The organism is Faecalibacterium prausnitzii (assembly GCF_003287495.1).
GTDB lineage: Bacteria > Bacillota > Clostridia > Oscillospirales > Ruminococcaceae > Faecalibacterium > Faecalibacterium prausnitzii_I.
On the sequence record NZ_PRLE01000001.1, the window covers coordinates 300,838 to 323,350 of the forward strand.

Genomic DNA, 22,513 nt, shown 5'->3' on the forward strand with positions numbered 1-22,513 from the left:
TTGGAGGAACCAGCGTGGAACAACTCACATTTTCGCAGCACGCTGCGGCAAACGGCGGTTCCCTGCCCTGGCAGGACGCTGTGCGCCTGACGCTGCTGACCATCCAAACCATTTCGGCTCAGGCAGACCCGGAAACCACCTATCTGGATGTCTGCCCGGAGCAGATCGTACTGAGCAAAGACGCCCGGGAAGTGCTCTCCTGCGGTAAGCCCCACTCCCTGAAAGAGTGGGACGCCGCCGATGCCGCCAACCCGCAGCTGCTGCCCTGGGAGTTTTGGAACGCCTGGAGTGCCCGCACCCCGGCTGCTCAGGTCTACCCGGTCGCGGCCTGCCTGTTCGGCGCTCTGAGCGGCCACCTGCCCATGGCGGCCAAAGCCCGGCTGAACGGTGCAGCGCTTCGCACCCTGCCCGACATCCCGGACGCGCTGAACAACGTGCTCCAGAAAGGCCTTGCTCTGAACGCAGCCGACCGCTGGCCGTCGCTGGAGGCATTCCGGGCGGCTCTGGTCGATGCCACCAAAATCGAGATCGCGGTGGATGACACTCCTGAAAAAACCGACGACGCCCCCGCCCTGCAGGCAGGCCAGCTGGACCTGAGCAAGGTACGCACCGTCGATGCACCCAAGGGACCGCAGGCGGTCTACAAACCCACGGCCCAGAAAAGATCCGTCAAGCTTGGCCCCCTGCTCCCGGTGGCTGTCCTCTCGGTTGCGTTCCTGGGCGGCCTGCTGGCCTATCAGTTCACCCTGCGGGGTACCCCGACGGCGGAAGAGCTCTTCCTGCCCACGGCAACGGCCAAGACTTCCAGCAGCTCCAAAGCCGCGGAATCGGAACGTGAAGCCGCTTCCAGTGCGGCAGAGAGCGAAGCAGCTTCTTCCAGTGAGGCTGCTGCCTCCTCCCCCGCCGCCAGCGAAGCTCCGGCCAGCGCTCCCTCCACCAAGCAGGAGGAGCCCGCCAGCAGCGCGGCTTCTTCCAAGGCGGCATCCAGTGCAGCCAGCAGTTCCAAGGCCGCCAGCGCTTCCAGCAAAAAAGAGGAGAAGCCCGCTTCTTCGGCCAGCAGTGCATCCAGCACGGCTTCTTCGGAGGCTGCTGCCAGCTCTGCCGCCCCGGAAAACGTGACCCAGACGCTGACCCTTGCCGACGGCAGCAAGTTTGTGGGCAAGGTGGACGGCTCCAAGCAGACCGGCACCCTGACCAAACCCAACGGCGATGTCTATACCGGCACCTTTACGGACGGCAAACTGGAGGGCAAAGGTACTCTGAAAACCGCCAGCGGCAACAGCTATGACGGCAATTTTGCAGGCGGCCAGCCCAGCGGCTCCGGTACCATGAAGTATGCCAACGGCAGCACCTACACGGGCAGCTGGGCCGATGGCCAGCGCAGCGGCTCCGGCACGGTGAATTACGCCAACGGGGATCAGTTCTCCGGCAGCTTTGCCGCCGACCTGCGGGACGGCAGCGGCACCTACACCTGGGCCAACGGCACCACCTACCGCGGCACCTGGAAAGCAGGCGAAGCGCGGAAAGGCGGCACCTACAGCTATACCGATGCAGGCGTGAAAGAGGGCCTTTCCGCAGGCGGCAACCTGACCATGCAGGATTGAGCGCCCTGCCCTCTTGACAAATCGCCTCGGCTGTGATATTCTAAAGCTCCTAAAATATCGTGTGGATTTTTACAGTATCAAGCTATTTTTCGCCACACAATGGTGCAAAAGCCATTGTGTGGCTTTTTTGCGTCCAAACCTCTGCAGCCCCCACCCGATGAAAGGAGATCTCTTCCGTGAACAACACCTTTATGAAAGAGCGCCCGGTCTTCCCGCTTTTGATGTCCATGGCGCTGCCCAATGTCATTTCCATGCTGGTCAACTCGCTGTACAACATTGTGGACAGCCTGTTTGTGGCCCGCATCAACGAATCCGCCATGACGGCCCTCTCGCTGGTCTTCCCGGTGCAGAACCTGCTCAACGCCATTGCCATCGGCTTTGGCATCGGCATCAATGCACTGGTGGCCCTCTGCCTGGGTGCCGGGGAGCACGAAAAAGCCGATCAGGCCGCTACCCACGGCATGGCGTTTTCCCTGCTGCACGGCATCCTCGGCTCGGCCATTGCCATTGCCATCATGCCGTCTTTCCTGGGGCGCTTTACAACGGATGCCGAAGTGCTCTCCATGGGCCTGACCTATTCCCACATCGTGTTTGGCTTTGCCACGGTCAACATGGCCTCCCTGGCTTTTGAGAAGATCTTCCAGTCCGTGGGCCGGATGAAAGTGACCATGGTCGCCCTCATCGTGGGCTGTGTGGGCAACATCATCCTGGACCCGCTGCTCATCTTTGGCATCGGGCCGTTCCCTGCCATGGGCATTGCAGGCGCGGCGCTGGCCACCGGTATCGGCCAGGCACTGAGCACGGGTGTCTACCTCGTGGTGTACGCTTCCACGGAGCTGCCCGTCCGGCTGCGCCGCGCCTGCCTGAAGCTGGACAAAGAGCTGGACACCCGGCTCTACTCCATCGGCATCCCGGCCATCCTCAACCTGGCGCTTCCCTCTCTGCTGGTCACGTTCCTCAACAGCCTGCTGGCCGCGTTCTCGGGCAGCTATGTGGTGGTGCTGGGCATCTACTACAAACTACAGACATTCCTCTACCTGCCCGCCAACGGCATCGTGCAGGGAATGCGTCCCCTCATCAGCTACAACTACGGTGCCGGGGAGCACAAACGGGTACGCCAGCTCTACCAGATCACCCTCATCCTGAGCGCCGCCATCATGGCAGCGGGCACCCTTGGCTGTCTGGTGGCCTCGGAGCCTCTCATGCGGCTTTTTACCTCTACCCCGGAGACGGTGGAAGCCGGAAAAATTGCTCTGCGGATCATCTGCCTGGGCTTTGTGATCTCCGCCATCTCCACCACCTCTTCCGGCGCGCTGGAGGGTCTGGGCAAGGGCACGCAGTCGCTGGTGATCTCCCTGTGCCGCTACATCGTCTTCATCATGCCGCTGGCCTGGGTGCTCTGCCGACAGTTTGGCCCTGTGGGCGTCTGGAACGCGTTCTGGGCCACGGAAGTGCTCTCCGCCATCGTTTCCCTTATCGTCTACAAAAAGAGCGTCTGACACGTTTTCCGTATCCGCAAAAAAGGCTCCGGGCCTGCACTCCCCTTTCACAGGGAGGCAGGCCCGGAGCCTTTTCCATTTCAGCCCAAGGGCTGGTTTTTATTTGGTGTGCTGCTCGGTGCTCTGGTCATCCGATTCAATCGGCGTATCCAGTTCCTCCACGGGGGCAGCGTTCTTTTTGGCCTTACGGGCCTTACGCTTGTGGATCAGCTTCCGTGCGAGGAATGCTGCCACCAGCAGCGCGGCTACCGTGCCGCCGCAGAGCTCCCAGAGCGGGATGCCCTTGGGCACAAAGGCCATGACGATCTCGGTCCCGGCAGCCGTAAAGGTGATGTAGCTGCCAAAGGTATCGGTAGGCACTTTGATCCATTTGCCATCCTGCTGGACATAGACGCTGCCCTGCTTGCCCTGCGGCAGATAGCGGATGGTGTGGGTCTCCTGCCCGTCGTCCGAGAAGTCCAGCAGCCACTGCTCGGTGGCATTGGCCACGCCGGACGGCGTCTGGGAGGTAGCGCTCAGGGCATTGGAGCCGCCAAACAGGCCATCTACATAGAAGATCGGACGGCCGTTGATGCGGACATCAATGCTCTTCAGTGCCGGGGTGTAAGAGGTGTACAGCGCCGTGACCACGGTGTCCAGATGGAGGTCATCCAGCACCGGGGTGCTCCACTCGGCAAAGTAACCGTCTTTCTGGGGCAGCTCGGGGTAATCCGCCTCGGCAAACGATGCACCGTAAGCAAAGGTGCGCTGGTCCACGATGTGGCCGTCGGCCATAAAGGTCAGCGTCAGCTTCTGGAAGCCCTTGGGCGCGCCCTCCAGTGCCCGCATGGTATCGTAATCAATGGGCTCTGCCTGACCGGCACGGCTGATGCGGTCAACGCCGCGCAGGGTATCGGAGACAAACAGGTTCCCCGTGAACGTACCATCCTGGCCGCCGGAAATGGCGCCCCAATACTGACCGTCGGTGTTGCTGCTGCTCGTGGAGAGGGCCACTTCGGAGTCATCCCCGTCATCGTCCGGCTCATGGATATCCACCATGGCGCGGTTATCCTTGATGATGCAGCTGTTGCCGGTCAGGACACTGTCCGCGCCCTGGCCCACGATGCCGCCAATGTACTTGCTGCCGGTCAGCTCACACTTGGCCCAGTTGGAGATCAGCTTTGCGGAGGAACGGCCTGCAATGCCGCCCACCTTGTTGTTGCCATCCACTTTGCCGTAAGCTTCGCAGCCCGTGATGTAGCCCAGATCCATCTCGCCGCAGATGCCGCCTGCCGCCTCTTTCTTGGAGGTAACGGTGCCCTCGTTGACACAGTTCATGACCACCGCGCTGACGGTGTACTCGGTGCGCAGGAGCGAACGGTTCTCATCCTTATCGTCGTCTTCGGGGTCAAGGGTGTTTTCCACCGCCATGGTACCCGCGATGCCTCCCACATTCATGTCGGCTTCCACGGTACCGCGGTTGGTGCAGCCCTCGATCTTGCCCTCGTTCTGGGCCGTCAGGTTCTCGGACTCATCTTCAAAGATGTTCTTGCTGCCGGGGTCGCTGATCTCTTCCACAGCATCCAGCAGCAGGTTGGAGACCACATTGATCTGGTCGTTGATGGAGCGGAGGTTGCTGGTGAGGGTGTTGCTGGCCGAGAGCATATCCCGGTTGAGGGTGCTCATCTGGTCGGTCATGTTCGTCACAGCGTCAAACAGTTCATCCTTGGTCGCGGTCATCTCGGAAGAGGGGCGCGGCACATGGATGGGATCCTGCTCCGCCAGCCAGTGGACGATATCCGCCGCCTGGCTGGTCATGCTGGTCAGGCCGCTCATACCCTCCGCCATGATGCCGAGGCTGGCGGACATGTGGCCCAGCGTTGCGCTGGTGAGGGCGGAATCCGTCTTGAGGATATCCAGAGACTTGTCAAAATCATCCGCAGCCTTGCCCAGATCCTGTGCGGCATCGCTCAGGGAATCCAGACCCGCCTGAATGGAGGCATTGCCGGAACTGATGTTGCCGGTGTTGAAGCCCAGCTTATCCAGAATATCTTCCAGATTGCCCAGCTGGTCGCTCACATTGCCAAGCGCGCCGGACATGCTGGTAAGGGCAGAGGCCATCTGGGGATTGCCCTGCTCCGAAACGAGGTTGGCGGTGTTGCCCAGCAGCGCGCCGATCTGCGTGGCCAGGCCTGCCATATTGCCCACGGCGCGGGTGACCTGCTTGCCGGCGGAAGCCAGCTGGCCGTCATCAGCCAGCAGCGTGGCGCTCCGCAGCAGACCCAGGCCGGTGGTCAGCAGCTTCATCTGGCCGCTCATGCCGGAACCCAACGAGAGGATGCTCATGGCGGAATTCGCTACCTGCAGCAGGGAGATGGCTGTTTTGATGTGATCGTCCACCGCGTCACCGGACACGCTGGAATAGCCGCCCAGAATGGTGCTGATGGCGCTGCTCAGGCCGCTGTCATCCTTGCCCGGCAGCGAGGCGATCAGGTCGTCCAGGCCCTTGCTGATCTGCTCCAGACCCTGTTTGCTGGAATCCAGCGCGTCGCTGGCCTTGTGCGCGCCGGAAGAAGCCTTGGCCAGTGCCGTGGAGGCGGTCAGCATCTCGGCTGCCATCTCCGCGGTGACCCACTTGAGCTGGCCCACGGCGGTGGTCATCTGATCCAGTGCGTCGACACCCGTGTCCATCACGGGCTCCAGCCGGGTAAATGTATCGGAGATGAGGTCGCCCGTGCGGTCTACCTCGTCCGCCACTTCGTCAAAGTAATCGCCTCCCTGCTCCTGCAGACGGCGGGCTGCCTGCACGGCAGTGTCCATCTGAGAGTTCAGGGTGTTGAGGTCGGTATTGAGGAGGCTGGTGCTGCCGTCCATGTCATCGGCCGCGCCGTTAACCATGGTGTGCAGCGTGTCCAGCTCGGTGCGCAGACGGTTGATGGTGCTCTGGTCCAGGTCCAGCTCCACATAGGGCTCTGCCTGGCCGGCAATGCCGCCCACGTCCTTGCGGCCCTGTACCAGGCCCTGGTTGACACAGCCGGAGATCAGGCCATCGGTCCGGCCCACGATGCCGCCCACGTTATAGCCTACATGGGCATAGCCCACGTCGCCCGCGTTGGCACTGCTGAGAATCAGGCCGGAGGAGCGGCCTGCAATGCCGCCGGTATCCGAGGAGACATTGGAGATGTTATTGCTCAGGTCATCGCCCATATCTTTCTTGACCAGCTCCAGCAGGGTGGCCGGGAGGCCCTCCATATCGAGGGCGGACTCCTGATACTCGGAGTTGACGGCACCCACATTGGTGCAGCCGGTGATGACACCGAGGTTGTAGCCCACGATGCCGCCGGTGGCATACGCACCGCTGACCATGGCACGGGAGGTGCTGTGGTCGATGGTTCCGCTCGTCTCATTGCGGCCCACCAGACCGCCCGCCTCCTCCTCGCCGTGGACAGCACCGGAGAACGTGCAGTTGATGATGGTGCCGTAGTTGGTGCCCACCAGACCGCCTGCGGTCTTCTGGGTACCAGCGGGATTGACCACACCCTTGATGGTAAGGTCCTGAATGGATCCGCCCTCTTCCAGGATGCCGAAGAAGCCGGCTGGAGAATAAGCCCCCACGAGGCTGACATCCGAGATGGTGTGGCCGTTGCCCTTGAACGCGCCGCTGAACGACGCAACGGGGGCCCACTCCGTATCCTCCAGCGAGAGGTCTTCCTGCAGGATCACGGTCTTGCCTTTGGACCACTGATCAAAGCCGCATTTGTCGGCAAAGGCCAGCAGGTCCGAAACACTGTTGATGTAAATGGTATCCGTCGGCGCGGTGTCGGCCGCAAATACCGGCAGCGCCGCCGAAGCCGCCAGCACCAGTGCCAGCAGCGCAGCGGTCAGGCGGTGCAGCAGCCGGGTGCTGCCCGCCGCAGACTCATTCGTCCGCATGGGAGTCGTTTTCATCCTGCACCTCCTGTGAGATTTTACCAGAAAGAACGGTAAGATGTACGTTTCCATCCACAATGGCGTTCATGGTACCGGCCACGGAGCCGTTCACCTCGCCCTGCACCATGCCATTGACACGCACCCGGCCGCTGGCCGTGTTGGTGTGCAGCACCACATGATGCATGGAGAACGAAGTTTTATCCACCAGCTTGCCGCCCACCAGCAGGATCTGCGGCAGGACGAACAGCACCAGGAAGATGGAGATGATGGTACCGCGGCCCAGGCACTGGCCGATGCCCACGATGCAGGCATCGGACGTCATCTGACCGATCAGGGTACCGGCCACCGTCATGATGGTGCCGGAGGTGAGGATGGTGGGGAACGCAAAGTTCAGCGTCTCGATCATGGCCGTCTTATGGTCCATCTTATCCCGCAGCTCGTTGTAGCGGGTTGCAATGACGATGGCGTAATCGATGTTTGCACCCATCTGGATGGAGCTGACGATCAGGTAGCCCATGAAGTACAGCGGCGTGTGGATAAACGCAGGGACGGAGAAGTTGACCCAGATCGCGCCCTCGATGACGAGGATCAGCAGGATGGGCATTGCCACTGACTGGAACGTGAACAGCAGGACGATCAGGACGATCAGCACGGAGACCACGCTGACCACGATGTTGTCGATGGCAAACGACTTCTGGAAGTCGTACTCGTTGGTGGCGTCGCCCGCCAGATAGATGTCGCCGTCCGGGTAATACTTCCGGGCGATGGTGCGCATCTGGTCCGTGAACTCATACATTTCATCCCCGCTCTGGAGGCTGGGGTTCAGGTAGACCAGAATACGGTTGTAATCCGCGCCCTGCAGCTGGGCCTTTGCGCTCAGCATCTGGGTCTGGGCATCATGCAGGTCGTCGATCTGATCCTGGTCCAGGCTGACAATGCCGGAATCGACCTCGTCACAGACGTAGAGGAACATATCAATGAGCGGCACACTGTAGTTGGAGAAGTTGCCAATGACCTGGCCGTACTCATCATTTTCCAACGCGTAGCCTGTGTAGACCACTTGGGCCAGCTCGTAATCCAGGCCCGCCATCTCAGAGAACTGGCGGGAAGTGAGCCGGTCTTCCAGCATGTAGCCGTCCATGGCCTCGATGTTGGAAAGGCCGCGGGTGTGGTCCACCTCATCGTGGCTTTCCAGTTCTTTGATCATGGCTGCTTCCACCCGGTAATCGTCGTTCTTTGGTACGACGAGAGCCACCAGGTTGGACTTGGTAAAGTTTTCGTCGATCATGTTATCGGCGATCTGCGTCTCATTCAGCACTGGCGTCTTGATCGGGCCGTAGCCATAGGCGTAGGGGCACTGTGTCTGGAAATGGTAGGCAAACACCAGCACCACTGCAAAGACGATGGGAACGATCTTGCGGGTTTTGTAAGCATAGCGGCCCACGAACGAGATCTTGGGCACAAAGTTGCGGTGCTTGGTCTTGCTCATGTAAGGGCCAAACAGCATCAGCAGGCCGGGCATGACCACGAAGACCGACAGCATGGAGAACAGGATGGCCTTGATCAGGCAGATGGCCATATCCGGGCCGATCTTGAACTGCATGAACAGCATGGCCACCAGACCGCCGATGGTGGTCAGGGAGCTGGAACTGATTTCCGGGATACTCTTGGCCAGCGACTCGATGACCGCCTCTTTCAAGGGCAGGGTCTCGTGTTCTTCTTTAAAATGGTTGCAGAAGATGATGGCGTAGTCCAGCGAAAGGGCCAGCTGCAGAATGTTCGTGACCGAGTTGGAAACGAACGAGATGGTGCCCAGCAGGAAGTTGGTGCCCATGTTGAGGATCATGCCCACCACGAAAGTGAGCAGCAGCACGGGAACTTCCGCATAGGTCTGGGAGGTGAAGATCAGCACAACCACAATGATGATGGCAACATACACCATGATGACATTGACTTCACGCTCAATCGTCTCCTCCTGCGTATTGCCCAGCGAGGTGGAAACGTAGATATCGTAGTCTTTCAGGTACTCCTTGACGCTTTCCAGCGTTTCCAGGCACTGGTCGTCGTCCTCGGGGTAATCGAATGTGATGGAGTACAGCGCCGATACATTATTATAATGGGCGGTGGTATCATCGTACTCGATCATCTGGATGCCCCTGAGGCCCGCCAGCTCGTCGTTCAGCTGGTCTGCCTCGTCCGGCGTGATGTTTGCCACCATGACATCGGCAGAACCGTAGGTGGTAAACTCTTTCTCCATAATGTCCAGGCCCATGCGGGTCTCGCTGGTCTTGGGCAGATAGGTGGTCAGGTCGCTTTCCACCTTGACCCAGCTGCGGGAGAAGATGGTGAAGACGGCCCCCAGAATGACGATGAGGAACACAAGGTTGCGCCGCTCAACAATTTGCAGCGCGAGCTTGTGCATAAAATCGTTTTTGGGCTGTTCCTGCTCGGTCATCGTGTTCCCTCCTCTCGGCAAATTGGGGCCTGGGTGAGTATCCCCGGGCCGCGCGGTTCTTCGGCAGCTGATACGGCCTTTTGCAGCCGTGACAGTTTCTTCATAGGGTGCCTCCTATTTGTGAATTTGCAAAAGAAAAGCAGACAAAATTTGTACAAATGTAATATTAACCCAACTTTTTTTAAAAAGCAAGCGACAAAAACGGCAAAATGATGAAAAAGGATGGCGAACAAAAATCTTTTGCCATACGTTTGCCTCAGGCGTTTTCGCCCTCTGCCACCCTGCACAAACCGCCTGCACCGGGCTCTTTTTTTCTTGTACCGAATGCCAAAGAGTGTTAACAAATTTTGACAGGGCTTGAAATCCATAGCGAAGTGGTATAGTATAAGGCCAGAGAGTAATCCTACCGCATCACTCGGGATTCAATCCCAAGCCATGCAGTCCCTGATATCATTTGGAGGTGTATTCCATGAGCAGTCCCCTGCTGGAAGTCAAAGATCTGCAGGTTACCGTAGGCGAGGAGCAGAAAGTGCTTCTGGACGGTTTGAACCTGACCATTTATCCCGGTGAGACCCATGTTCTGATGGGCCACAACGGTGCCGGTAAATCCACCCTGATGAGCGCCCTGATGGGCGACCCCCGTTATACCGTTACCCGCGGCCAGATCATTTTCAAGGGTCAGGATGTGACCCACGAGCCTGCCGATGTGCGGGCAAAGCTGGGCATGTTCCTCTCGTTCCAGACCCCCGAAGAGATCCCCGGCATCACGCTGGAGAATTTCCTGCGCACGGCCCAGAACGCCATTACCGGCAAGCCCGTCAAAGTGTTTGCGTTCCGTAAGGAGCTGGCCCAGCAGATGGAAGCGCTGGGCATGGATGAGAGCTATGCCGACCGCTATTTGAATGTGGGCTTCTCCGGCGGCGAGAAGAAGAAGAGTGAGATTTTGCAGCTGCTGATGCTCAAACCCTCTCTGGCCCTGCTGGACGAGACGGACTCCGGCCTGGACGTGGATGCCGTGAAGACGGTGGCACAGGGCGTGCGCGCTTACCACAACAAGGACAACGCCCTGATCATCATCACCCACAACGCCAAAATCCTGGAGGGCCTGCATGTGGACTACGTCCATGTGCTGGACGACGCCCACATCGTGCGCACCGGCGACGGAAGCCTGGTCAATGAGATCATCGAGGAGGGCTTCCGCGCGCTGAAGGAGGACGAAGCCAAATGAGAGCCTTTGAAACAGAAAAGACCGACGTTGCCGAGGTGGACCGCAGCATTTACGACATCAAGGACAAGCCCAACGCTGCCTTTGAGGTCAATTCCGGCCTGACCCCGGAGATCGTCGAGAAGATTTCCGAGGAAAAGAATGACCCCGAGTGGATGCGCATTTTCCGCCAGAAGAGCCTGCGCATCTACAACTCCATGCCGGTGCAGAACTGGGGCCCCTCCATCGAGGGGCTGGACATGAGCAATATCGTCACTTATGTCCGCCCCAAGACTGAGATGCGGGGCAAGTGGAGCGAGGTGCCCGACGACATCAAAAACACGTTTGAGCGGCTGGGCATCCCCAAGGCCGAGCGGGCTTCGCTGGCTGGTGTGGGTGCCCAGTATGACTCCGAAGTGGTCTACCACAACGTCAAGGCCGAGGTGGCCGCACAGGGCGTGGTTTACACCGATATTGAGAGCGCCCTCAACGGCCCCTATGCCGAAATGGTGCGTACCCACTTTATGAAGCTGGTGCCCCCTACGGACCACAAGTTTGCCGCCCTGCACGGCGCGGTCTGGAGCGGCGGCTCGTTCGTGTATGTCCCGGCGGGTGTCAGTGTGGAGATCCCGCTGCAGTCCTACTTCCGGCTCAACGCGCCGGGTGCCGGCCAGTTTGAGCACACCTTAATTATTGTGGACAAGGGCGCTTACCTCCACTTCATTGAGGGCTGCTCCGCTCCTAAATATAATGTAGCCAACCTTCACGCAGGCTGCGTGGAGATCTACGTTGGTGAGAACGCCCGGGTGCGCTACTCCACCATTGAGAACTGGTCCAAGAACATGTACAACTTGAACACCAAGCGTGCCAAGGTGGAAAAGGGCGGCACCATCGAGTGGGTGTCCGGCTCGTTCGGCTCTCACACCTCCTGCCTCTACCCCATGAGCATTCTGGCGGGCGAGGGTGCCCGGATGGAGTTTACCGGCATCACTTTTGCGGGTGCCGGACAGGATCTGGACACCGGTGCAAAAGTGGTTCATGCTGCTCCCAACACCAGCTCCCACATCACCACCAAATCCATTGCGCGGGACGGCGGCGTCTCCAACTTCCGCAGCTCTGTCACCGTGCTGCCCAATGCCACGGGCTCCAAATCGGCTGTCTCCTGCGAGAGCCTGATGCTGGATGACCGCTCCCGCTCCGATACCATTCCGGAAATGGACATTCGCTGCGATGCCGTGGATGTGGGCCATGAGGCCAAGATCGGACGCATCAGCGAGGAAGCCGTCTTCTACCTGATGAGCCGCGGCCTCTCGGAAGAGGACGCCCGGGCCCTCATCGTGGGCGGCTTTGCAGAGCCCATTGCCAAGGAGTTGCCCGTGGAGTACGCCGTGGAGATGAACAACCTCATCCATCTGGAAATGAAAGGCAGCATTGGCTGAAAGGAGGCCGGGAACGATGAATGATTTAAACATGAACCGCCTGCCTGTCCCCACCTGGAACCAGTGCGGTGTCAATTCCGCCCCCAAAGCGGCGGCACTGCCCGCTGTCCCGGCGGACGACTGGGGCGAGGTGAACCTTGCCTTTACCCTGCCCGCCGGTGTGGGGGAAGCCGAAGAAGATTTTACCACCTTTGCCGAGAGCGGCATGGGTGCAGAGACCGATGCATTTTTGCTGGGGAACGCCAATGTCCGCTCGGCCCTCACTGTGGCCGAGGGCGTGGAGGTAAACGACCCCGTCCAGTTTGAAGTCACACTGGACGCCGCCCACCCCACGGCCCTGAGCGTGTTCTCGCTGGACGCAAAAGCCCACAGCAGCGTGACGCTGGTGCAGGTGGTGCGTGGCGACGCCGAAAACGGTGTGGCCGCTTCCCTCACCCGCATCCGCACCGGAGAGGGTGCCCATGTCAAACTGGTACAGATTCAGCTGCTGGGCAGCAAGGCCCGCCGCTGGAACGCCGTGGCCGTGGAAGAGGGCCCCGGTGCCAAAGTGGAGCAGGTGCGTGTGGAGCTGGGCGGAAGTCTTTCCGCCTGCGGCACCCGCGCCATGCTGGGCACTCCCAAAAGTGAATATGACCTGGACGCCGTCTATTTTGGCGGCGAGGATGCCGTGCTGGATTACAATGATGTCTCCGTCCACACTGCCAAGGACACCCTGTGCGAGATGCACACCGCTGGCGTCCTGACCGGCAATGCCGATAAGATCCTGCGCGGCACCATTGATTTCCGCCGGGGCGCCAAGCGGGGCGTCGGCCATGAGAGCGAGGATGTGCTGCTCTTCAGCCCCCACGCCCGCAACCGCACCGCTCCCCTGATCCTCTGCGGAGAGGAAGAAGTCGAGGGCCAGCACGCGGCCTCCATTGGCCGTCTGGACGAAGCAAAACTCTACTATCTGCGCTCCCGTGGCCTGAGCGAGGCCCAGGCCCGCCGCCTGATGGTAGACGCCCGCTTTGCCCCCGCCATTGAAAAGATCCCGCTGGAAGCTCTGCGGGAGGAAGTACGCGCCGAAGCAGCAAGGAGGCTGGATGAGACATGCTGACCACACAGAACAACCCTTGGGTGAAAGATTTCCCCATTCTGGCCGCTGACGAAAACGGCAATCGGCTGGTCTATCTGGACAGCGCCGCCACCACCCAGCACCCCCAACAGGTGCTGGATGCCGTGCTGCACTACTACCAGAAAGACAATGCCAACCCCCACCGGGGCGTGTATGAGCTGGCCATGCGTGCCACCGACGCCCACGAAGGAGCCCGCCACCGGGTGGCGCGGTTCTTTGGGGCCGAGGATGATGAGATCGTCTTCACCCAGAACACCACCGAATCCCTGAATCTGGTGGCCTATAGTTATGGCCTGCATTTCCTGCATGAGGGCGACGAAATCGTGATCTCTGTGGCCGAGCACCACTCCAATCTGGTGCCCTGGCAGCGGGTGGCGAAAGCAACGGGTGCCAAGCTCGTGTACCTCTACCCCGGCCCGGACGGCCACCTGACCGCCGAGGAGCTGGACAAAAAGATCACTTCCAAGACCAAACTGGTCGCCATCGGCATGGTGTCCAACGTGCTGGGCCTGCGTGCCCCGGTGGAAGAGATCGTGGCACGGGCCCACGCGGTGGGCGCTGTGGTGGTGCTGGACTGCGCCCAGAGCGCCCCGCACATGCCCGTTGATGTCAAAAAGCTGGATGTGGATTTTGCGGCCTGCTCCGCCCACAAGCTCTACGCCCCCATGGGCATGGGAGCCCTCTATGCCCGCAAGGAGCTGCTGGATAAGATGCCCCCGTTCCTCAGCGGCGGTGACATGATCGGTGCCGTGCATGAGCACACGGCCACCTGGGCCGAGGGCCCCCGCAAGTTTGAGGCGGGCACCCGGAACGTGGGCGGTGAGGTCGGCTTTGCAGCCGCACTGGATTATATGGACGCCATTGGCTGGGATGCCATGATGGCCCACGAGCATGCCCTGCTGGAGCGAATGCTCAAGGGAATGGCCTCCATGCCCTGGCTGACCGTCTACGGCGAGCCCGTGGCGGACAAGCGGTTCGGCGTGGTGTCGTTCAACGTGCAGGATGTCCACCCTCACGATGTCGCCACCATCCTGGATGCAGGCGGTGTGGCCATCCGTGCTGGACACCACTGTGCCCAGCCCCTGATGGATTTCCTGGGCATCGGCTCCTGCTGCCGGGCAAGTCTTGCCCTCTACAACACGGAAGAAGATGTGGACGCCCTGCTGAATAATCTGGAAAACGTACGAAAGGTGATGGGCTTATGAACCTGAACGAGCTCTATACACAGATCATTACCGAGAACAGCCGCAGCAAACAGAACCGCCACCCGGTGGAGGGTGCCACCCACAGCCTGGAGGGCGTCAACCCCAGCTGCGGCGATGACATCACCCTGCAGCTCCGGGTCATGGACGGAAAGATCGAGGATGCCGGCTTCATCGGCACCGGCTGCGCCATCTCCCAGGCCTCTGCTTCCCTGATGATCGACCTGGTCAAGGGCCGCACCGTGGAGGACGCCCGCCGCCTCATCGGCCTGTATTTTGATATGATCAAGGGCAAAATCACGCCGGAGCAGCTGGATGATCTGGAAGACGTGGCCGCCCTGCAGGGCATTGCCCATGTCCCCGCCCGCGTCAAGTGCGCCGTGCTGGCCTGGCACACGCTGGAAGAGGCACTGGACGGCGAGGGAAAAATTTGATTTCCGGATACGCAAAAATGAGAGGACTTGCGAGCCCTCTCATTTTTTATATAGAGACATCAAAAACCGCCCTGCTGTGTACCAGACAGCAGAGCGGCGTGCGCGCACTGAAGTCACCCAACCGCACTGTCCCGCATCCGCTGGCCTGTTGCCGGGAACATTCCCTCTAGGGCCGAGTCAAAAAAGCCCCGGAAAGTTTCGATTTTTCGAACCTTCCCGGGGCTTTCAAATTATTCTTCGATTACTCGAGCTCGGTAAGTTCAAATTGCAACTAAACAGATTTGTTTAGTATATCTATCTTTGGATGTTCACTTTTCCATGAGATTGTTGTGGTAGATGTGGCTTGCTGATTTTTTAGTATCAGGATAGTATCACACAACCAGCGGGATCTCTGTGAATATTATAGCAGATATTTTTCCTAATATCAAATATTATTTGCTATCATCCTCTGCCATTGAACTTCCACCAATCCCAAAGAATTTATCAAAGAAGCTCTTCAGTTTATCGATCACGCCTTGCTTTTTCTGCGCACGGCCACCGCCGCCAAAGCGAGAAACAGGCGGCATCAACTTGTCAATATCCGTACCAACAGTCTTGATTTCGCCATCACGGAACGCATTGGCCAGATACTTGCGTGTCTCCGGCTCCTTCAGCTTTTCCTCTTGGATGATCTTTGCAAGCTCTTTCTCCCGCTGTTCGGACACATAGGTGTTCCACTCTGCCATCACGTCATCCACATCGTTGACCCCTGCAATAAAGGTTTCAATCAGTTGCTTTTTGCTGCGCAGTTCCGGGCTGGCATCAATCGCCTTGCGAATCGTGATGAGCACCTCTTTGTCATCGCAATGGGTGTCATGGTACTTTTTGACCAGCATCAGAATGTAGTCAATGTTAATTTCGACCTGCCGAATCAGTTCCACCTCGAACACCACATCATCCGTGATGTCCTCTTTGGTTTCATCGTGCTTCTTGTTGCGCCATTCGTCCCGCAAATCCTGATAGCGGCCCAAATAGTCCTGCAAATCCCGTTCAGAGATCATCTCGTTGCCCTTGAAATCATCAAAGGAGGACAGCAAGTTCCGCATCCGCAGCAGTGCACCAAACAGCACGATAAAGTCCTTCTGGTTCTGCTCTCCGACGATCTGCGGCTCTGTCAGCGGGAACTTCTGTGTCAGGTCATCGATCATATCCGTATAGCCCTGATGGTATTTTCCCTGCTCGTCCGTATAACCGTGGTAGTAGTCCGCATATTTGCGCAACAGAACGATGCCACCCGCATTTTTATCTCCAAACAGCGAAATTGCCGCATCCACCCGCTTTTGCAGGTTGCGGAAGCAGACGATATTGCCAAAGGTCTTGATGCTGTTCAGGATACGGTTTGTCCGGCTGAACGCCTGAATCAGACCGTGCATCTTCAGGTTCTTGTCCACCCAAAGGGTATTCAGGGTCGTGGCATCGAAGCCCGTCAGGAACATATTGACCACAATCAGCAGGTCAAGTTCCTTGTTCTTCATGCGAAGCGATACATCTTTATAGTAATTCTGGAAACGTTCGCCATCGGTGGAGTAGTTCGTGTGGAACATCTCGTTGTAATCCTGAATGGCTGCGTCCAGAAAATCCCGGCTGCTCTGGTCGAGGTTGGAGGTATCTTCCGGGTTTTCCTCGTCCAGAATGCCATCCGTTTCCGCTTCATTGGCTCCATAGCTGTAAATGGTAGCAATGCGCAGCCGCTTGGTTGGGTCTGCCGCCATCTGTTTTTTGAACTCCTGATAATACAGCTTTGCCATCGGCACAGAAGCCACGCAGAAAATCGAATTAAAACCGCTGACGCGCTGTTTTTGCTTGATTTCCTCCACCGCACCACGCTGGACAGAGGCCACCTCTGCCACATTCGTCAGCAGATTAAACTCATACGATTTGTCTCCCCGATAGGTTTTCTGGTCGAAGTGGTCAAGGATGTACTTGGTCACCAGCGAAATACGCTTGGGAGCCATGAATGCCTTTTCCCGGTCAATGTCCCAAACCTGCTTGTCATCCATATCTGGCTCTGCATCCATCGTCTTGATGTAATCTACACGGAATGGCAGCACATTCTTGTCGTTGATGGCATCCACGATGGTGTAGGTGTGCAGTTGGTCGCCGAACGTCTGCGCTGTGGTGAAATAGCGTGGATCGGTGGAGCTTCCTGCGTTGACTGCAAAAATCGGCGTTCCAGTAAAACCGAACAGGTAGTACTTTTTGAAGTTGTGAACGATAGCACCGTGCATATCACCGAACTGGCTGCGGTGGCACTCGTCAAAGATGATCACAACGTGCTTCTGGTAGACTTCATGCCCCGGATTTTTCTTGATAAAGGTCGCCAACTTCTGGATGGTGGTAATGATGATATGCGCTTCCGGGTTTTCCAACTGGCGTTTCAGAATCGTGGTGCTGGTGTTGGAGTTTGCCGCTCCCTTCTCGAAGCGGTCATACTCTTTCATAGTCTGGTAGTCCAAGTCCTTGCGGTCTACCACAAACAGCACCTTGTCGATGTAGGGCAACTGCGATGCCAGCCGTGCCGTTTTGAAGGAGGTCAGCGTCTTGCCGGAGCCAGTGGTGTGCCAAATGTAGCCGCCGCCCTCGATGCTGCCATACTTTTTGTAGTTGTTGGCGATCTCGATGCGGTTCAATATCCTCTCGGTTGCCGTGATCTGATATGGGCGCATCACCATCAGCATCTTTTCTGAGGTAAAGATGCAGTACCGGGTCAGTACGCTCAGGATCGTGTGCTTTGCAAAGAATGTCCGGGTAAAGTCGATCAGATCCGTCAGCACGCGGTTGTTCGCATCAGCCCAGTAGGAGGTAAATTCAAAGCTGTTGCTGGTCTTTTCCTTCTTGATCTTGCCGTGTTTGGCGTCCTTGATGGCATTGTAGCGGGTGCTGTTGGAGTAGTACTTGGTATTTGTGCCGTTGGAGATCACGAAAATCTGCGTATACTCGTACAAACCGCAGCCCGCCCAGAACGAATCCCGCTGGTAGCGGTTGATTTGGTTAAATGCCTCCCGGATGGCCACCCCGCGCCGCTTTAGCTCCACATGAACCAGCGGAAAGCCGTTGACCAAAATCGTCACATCGTAGCGGTTATCATGCCGTGCGCCGTCTGCCTGCTTCACTTCATACTGGTTGATGACCTGCAGGCGGTTGTTGTGGATGTTCTTTTTGTCGATCAGCGTGATGTTTTTGGAGCTGCCATCATCCCGGTGCAATACCTGCACATTGTCTTCCTGAATCTTCCGAGTCTTTTCAGGAATATGCTCGTTGGGGTTGGCAATTACATCACTGAAAAACTGCTGCCACTCCGTATCGGAAAACTGGTAGTGGTTCAGCTCTTCCAGTTGGCTGCGGAGGTTAGCAATCAGTTCATCCTCGGTATGCAGCGGCAGATAGGTATAGCCCTGCTCGCACAACAGCCGGATAAACTCTTTTTCCAGTTCCGCCTCGCTTTGGTAGCTGTCAGAGCGCACCTTGGAGGGTTCATAGGTGGCAGCAACGGTATCTTCATTGGTAGCCGCAACGATATTGAAAAAGGACATTTCTATCACCTTATACTTTCAAGAACTCCATTTACCGCCTTAAAAAGTTCATATTGATCGTCCAACTGCTCAACAATTTTCAAGCCGTGCATCATATTACAACGAATTCTGTAAATTGACATTAGGCAACCAAGAACTATATACTCTTCTTTTTGAGCTAAAAAACCTTCCATCGCTTTTCTCTCTTCCGGCTCTGTTTTCGGTCTTTTAGCGTTATCCGGATATAATGCTGTCCTTACATATTCTTCAATCATCTGTTCAAACAAGAACCTTCTTTGCTCAAATACTTCTGCCAAATCTTTTTGACTCTGAAAATCAATTTTCACATACGGGGCAACCTTTTTAAGTTCTTTATAATTACATTCATTATGGCAAAATTCTTTTTCAAACCAGTTCCATAAAATCGCGAATTTTCCAATTTCCAAAACCGTTTGGTCTTTTAATTCAAAATCTCTAATTTTCATAATCTCTCCTTAAAGCTCAACAGCTTATCCCGATAATACTCATACTGCTTTTGCCTTGCCTCAATCTCCGCGGGCAGGCCGCTGGTCAAATCATTGCAGATTGCATCAAAGCGATCAAGGATAGAAACAATCCGTTTTTGTTTTTCAATCGATGGGAGATCAATTTGCAAACTTAAAATTCTTGTTGAGTTCAAATCTCCACGTGCACCCTCCTTTTTCGCAAGAAGTTCTTCCTGCTTTGCACAGATGCAGTAATACACATATCTGTACAACGCCATCTCCGGGTCAACTTCAAGATTCAAACAATGCTGGTTTGTTGTCAGCGGAATTTTATTAATTGCACATCTTCCAGCAGTCGCGCCCGAAATTGCAACTATTACGCAGTTCTCTGGAATCCACTTTGCCGCAGAATTTTTTACTGCACTCTCCGTAATGAAGCACTCCGTCTTGCAAATATCCCGGAATACCACTTCCTGCGTCCTCAGCCAAGGAATATTCCCGTCCTCGTAATATTCTGATACGCCTTTTTTCGGTGTTCCGCCAGAGCAGCTGTTCTTTACTACATCTTGCAGAGAAACAACCGCATAGCCAAACACATACTGCAAGAGCTTAATCAGTGCTCTGCTCTGCTCTGCTCTGCTCTGCTCTGCTCTGCTCTGCTCTGCTCTGCTCAAAATTGTGTTACCAGTTTCTGCAAATGTCAAGAGCTTATCTCGGTAATACTCGTACTGCTTCTGCCGGGCTTCAATTTCAGCAGGTAGGCCAATATTGAGGTCAGAGCAAATCTTCTCAAAGTTATCTAGTACTTCGACTAAACGTTGCTGTACTTCTAATGTTGGAATAGGAATTTTAATTGCTTTTAATTCTTCAACCGAAGGAACATTCTTTATTGCACCGCCTCTTGCCACACTATTCAATATTTTTGATATTGTGTTATCAAAAAAGTATTGCAAGTAAAAAACATTGATTCTACTTGTAGGGGTTAATTTTAATAACGCTTGATTTATCACGCCTTCCGGCGCATTTTCAGGAATCACAAATGTTTTCCCAATCGTTCCAGAACAGCTAACAATCATTTCCCCCGGACGAACTGCAAATCTCTTTAATTCCTCGTATTTTTGCTTATCAATATAATACCTAAACTCCAGCTTGCGATATATAGCATGTTGCTGTTCATAAACCGCATAACCTGTTGGTTTAAATATTTCCTTTTTCAATGCTCCGCCAAAGGGGCCTCGCACAAATCTGCAAATATTGCCAAGTGTTTCCACAACCACATCATCCTTAGGAGTCAACAATTTATCCCTATAATAGCCATATTGTGTCTTTCTGGCTGTAAGCTCCGCTGTAAGCTCCATTAGAAGATTAGTAAATCCATTCAAAATACCTACAATTTCACTTTGAACTTGCATTGGTGGAACCGGTACTGACACTCTTTTCAGTGAATCTACCGTCATAGACACATTTGCTCCACCTTTCATCAGCGGAACAAGTAACGTATCTTTTTTATAGTTCAGATACTCAAACAGAAATTTTGCACTAAGATAATCTTCATCGTTCGGAGTTACTCCACAAAGAATGTTTCCAAGTGCAAATTTTCCTTCTTGATAGTACACACTATTTAAGCTAGCTACGCCATGTCCCCGAGATGAAATTAGTGGAATGCAAACGGTCGGTTTATCAAATTGATATGTACTGCACGTTCTACGTTCACTTGTCGTTACAACTAATGGATATTCTCCGGGTTCAGCCTTCTGAATCGGGGTTTTTCCTTTAACAAGCGTACAACACTCTTCCAATCTCTTATACTCAACACCATCCGGGCAAAGTTCCCGAATCAGTTCATCCAGTTTACTCATCTTTTTTCACCAGCCTCAACTATCTTCCTTGCTTTTTCTCCCAATCCATCAAGTTTTCTTCCGCCAGCTATATCAATTCCTGCGCATTCGTCATGTTCTGTATCAAACACTAGTATTTCACATAGCGTAACGAAATAGATATATCTATATTTCTTTACTCCTACATTGATAGAGTTTACTGCCTGTATGAGCTTTGGAATCATCCAACTATCAATAACTTCTTCCGAGTAAACATACAAATCATATCCTTCTAATTCCGCATAATTGCCACTATTTAGTTTTCTTATTTTTTCTTCATATGCTTCAAGAAATCTTTTACAAGGAGTGTCTTTTATATTTACATCATTGAAATCGCCATCATACATATAGGATTCAGATGGATATGCCATCCCATACTTCGTGTAGCGATATCCCATTTTTTTCAATCTCTTGCGTCTACGCTCTTGGGATTGTTCGTTCACATACGGCATCATAGCCGCTAAGTTTAATGCCTCTCGCTCTTCTTTTGGAATTACAGAGGTCACTTCTATACCAATATTATGTTTCAAATCTCTCAAATCTGGCTTATCGCTTAATTGTAGATTTTCATATCTGTTCGGAAAGATTTTTTCCAAAATCAGTTTAGCGTAACATTCATCATACGACAATCTCGTATGCGGGGGTAGCGGCTCGTTTTCTCTGATTTTTCCCACAGCTTTTCGCCTCCACCTAGGTCACTCTGTACCAATAGTTTCCTCCAAGTACCTATCAAAATCGCTCTGGTAAAGTCTGTCCTGCACCACACGATACTTTTCAAACTCCGTTTCGGCGTGCATCTTTGCAAGCTGTGCCGAGATTTTGCCTGCGTCCTTCAGCACTTCCAGATCATCCGCCTGCAAATAGATGTCCAGCCGCTTGGCCCAGTCCTCCATGGTCATAGGGATATGACGGCGGGCACGGTTTTCCGCCAAATCGAGGTATGCCGAAACAATCAGCTCCATGGACTTCATTTCATCTTCGGTCAGGTAGTTTTTCGCCACCGAAACATCGCTCTTTTTAATTTTGCCGTTGGGAGCGTCCTTCCATGTGTGAAGCCCCATGTGCGGCTTTTCGGCATCGGCACGCTCATAGATCAGTTCTGCCGCCGTATGGCGATGCACGGCATAGTGCATCTTGTTCTGTACCTTCGCAAAGAACTCTTTTGTGGTCAGCGCATTGCGGTCATAATCCAGCGAAGTAGCGTAAATGTCAGTGAGTTTCTGATAGAAGTTGCGCTCCGAAATGCGAATCTCCCGGATGCGCTCCAACTGCTCTTCAAAGTATTTCTTGGTCAGGACTGTGCCGCCGTTTTTCAGGCGCTCCTCATCCATTGCCCACCCCTTGATGGTGTACTGCTCCACGATCTGATTTGCCCAGACACGGAACCGCACCGCCCGCTGGTTGTTCACCTTGAAGCCGACCGCAATAATCATTTGCAGATTATAGTGGTTCACGCTGCGAGTAACCTGTCGGCCACCCTCATTTTGAACTATTCGGAATTTCCGAATAGTTGCCGCTTCGTCCTGCTCATGGTCAGCATAAATCTTTTTGATATGCTCATTGATGGTCGGAAGCCCCACATCGTAAAGGGTCGCCATCATCTTTTGCGTCAGCCAGATGTTTTCATCCTCGTAGCGCATCTCAATGCTGTCCTTATCCTCGCCCGTAGAGGCAACAAAGGTCAGGTATTCCGCCGCAGAAGAACGTACCAATGCAGAATCTTTCTTTTCGTTTTCCATT

At 55.3% G+C, this 22,513-nt stretch carries 14 protein-coding genes and 1 pseudogene; 7 read left to right on the forward strand and 8 right to left on the reverse strand.

The genetic code is table 11. The annotated features are described in order from the left end of the window. Positions 1 to 14 precede the first annotated feature (14 nt). Together C4N22_RS01500 and C4N22_RS01505 are read left to right on the forward strand one after the other, a co-directional pair. Positions 15 to 1,604 (forward strand): hypothetical protein, encoded by a 1,590-nt coding sequence (locus C4N22_RS01500; protein WP_112147751.1) that lies wholly within the window; start codon positions 15 to 17, stop codon positions 1,602 to 1,604. 176 nt (positions 1,605 to 1,780) lie between these two features. After that, positions 1,781 to 3,103 carry an MATE family efflux transporter gene (locus C4N22_RS01505; RefSeq protein WP_112147752.1) on the forward strand — a complete coding sequence of 441 codons (1,323 nt, stop codon included), beginning with the start codon at positions 1,781 to 1,783 and terminating at the stop codon, positions 3,101 to 3,103. Positions 3,104 to 3,202: 99 nt separating this feature from the next. Here the strand turns inward: C4N22_RS01505 and C4N22_RS01510 are convergent, their stop codons facing one another. Together C4N22_RS01510 and C4N22_RS01515 are read right to left on the reverse strand one after the other, a co-directional pair. Continuing rightward, positions 3,203 to 7,030 carry a GLUG motif-containing protein gene (locus C4N22_RS01510; protein WP_242980917.1) on the reverse strand — a complete coding sequence of 1,276 codons (3,828 nt, stop codon included), beginning with the start codon at positions 7,028 to 7,030 and terminating at the stop codon, positions 3,203 to 3,205. After that, entirely contained in the window at positions 7,002 to 9,467 is a 2,466-nt protein-coding gene (locus C4N22_RS01515) for an efflux RND transporter permease subunit (RefSeq protein WP_112147753.1), read from the reverse strand. Before C4N22_RS01515 ends, C4N22_RS01510 begins: the two co-directional genes overlap by 29 nt. Positions 9,468 to 9,936: 469 nt before the next feature. Here C4N22_RS01515 and sufC point away from each other — a divergent pair, with 469 nt between their 5' ends. The 5 genes from sufC to sufU are packed head-to-tail and all read left to right on the forward strand — an operon-like array spanning position 9,937 to position 14,860. Beyond that, positions 9,937 to 10,695: a Fe-S cluster assembly ATPase SufC gene (gene sufC / locus C4N22_RS01520; protein ID WP_022256552.1), complete on the forward strand. Its 759-nt coding sequence runs from the start codon at positions 9,937 to 9,939 to the stop codon at positions 10,693 to 10,695. Next, positions 10,692 to 12,110 (forward strand): Fe-S cluster assembly protein SufB, encoded by a 1,419-nt coding sequence (gene sufB, locus C4N22_RS01525; RefSeq protein ID WP_112147754.1) that lies wholly within the window; start codon positions 10,692 to 10,694, stop codon positions 12,108 to 12,110. The genes sufC and sufB overlap by 4 nt, the downstream gene beginning before the upstream one ends. 16 nt (positions 12,111 to 12,126) lie before the next feature. Continuing rightward, positions 12,127 to 13,206: a SufB/SufD family protein gene (locus tag C4N22_RS01530; RefSeq protein ID WP_112147755.1), complete on the forward strand. Its 1,080-nt coding sequence runs from the start codon at positions 12,127 to 12,129 to the stop codon at positions 13,204 to 13,206. Continuing rightward, complete coding sequence (locus C4N22_RS01535) at positions 13,200 to 14,429, forward strand: aminotransferase class V-fold PLP-dependent enzyme (protein WP_112147756.1); 1,230 nt, start codon at positions 13,200 to 13,202, stop codon at positions 14,427 to 14,429. Before C4N22_RS01530 ends, C4N22_RS01535 begins: the two co-directional genes overlap by 7 nt. Continuing rightward, on the forward strand, positions 14,426 to 14,860 hold the full coding sequence (sufU, locus tag C4N22_RS01540; RefSeq protein ID WP_022256556.1) for a Fe-S cluster assembly sulfur transfer protein SufU: 435 nt from the start codon (positions 14,426 to 14,428) through the stop codon (positions 14,858 to 14,860). The genes C4N22_RS01535 and sufU overlap by 4 nt, the downstream gene beginning before the upstream one ends. Before the next feature lie 431 nt (positions 14,861 to 15,291). Here sufU and C4N22_RS01545 read toward each other — a convergent pair whose 3' ends face one another. From C4N22_RS01545 to C4N22_RS01565, 6 genes and pseudogenes are all read right to left on the reverse strand, one after another. Continuing rightward, the gene (locus C4N22_RS01545) at positions 15,292 to 18,432 is read right to left on the reverse strand and encodes a type I restriction endonuclease subunit R (RefSeq protein WP_112147757.1); all 3,141 of its coding nucleotides are present in this window, start codon (positions 18,430 to 18,432) and stop codon (positions 15,292 to 15,294) included. A 5-nt stretch (positions 18,433 to 18,437) separates the two neighbouring features. Further along, positions 18,438 to 18,896, reverse strand: coding sequence for a hypothetical protein (locus C4N22_RS01550; protein WP_097777951.1), 459 nt, complete (start codon positions 18,894 to 18,896; stop codon positions 18,438 to 18,440). Then, the gene (locus C4N22_RS13195) at positions 18,893 to 19,492 is read right to left on the reverse strand and encodes a restriction endonuclease subunit S (RefSeq protein WP_431602973.1); all 600 of its coding nucleotides are present in this window, start codon (positions 19,490 to 19,492) and stop codon (positions 18,893 to 18,895) included. The genes C4N22_RS01550 and C4N22_RS13195 overlap by 4 nt, the downstream gene beginning before the upstream one ends. Positions 19,493 to 19,696: 204 nt before the next feature. Further along, a pseudogene (locus C4N22_RS13200) lies at positions 19,697 to 20,755 on the reverse strand (restriction endonuclease subunit S); the annotation flags it as partial. Then, positions 20,752 to 21,447 (reverse strand): hypothetical protein, encoded by a 696-nt coding sequence (locus tag C4N22_RS01560; RefSeq protein ID WP_112147758.1) that lies wholly within the window; start codon positions 21,445 to 21,447, stop codon positions 20,752 to 20,754. The gene C4N22_RS01560 and the pseudogene C4N22_RS13200, both read right to left, overlap by 4 nt. Positions 21,448 to 21,468: 21 nt before the next feature. Further along, positions 21,469 to 22,512, reverse strand: a complete 1,044-nt coding sequence (locus tag C4N22_RS01565; protein WP_112147759.1) for a virulence RhuM family protein — start codon at positions 22,510 to 22,512, stop codon at positions 21,469 to 21,471. Position 22,513 lies beyond the last annotated feature (1 nt).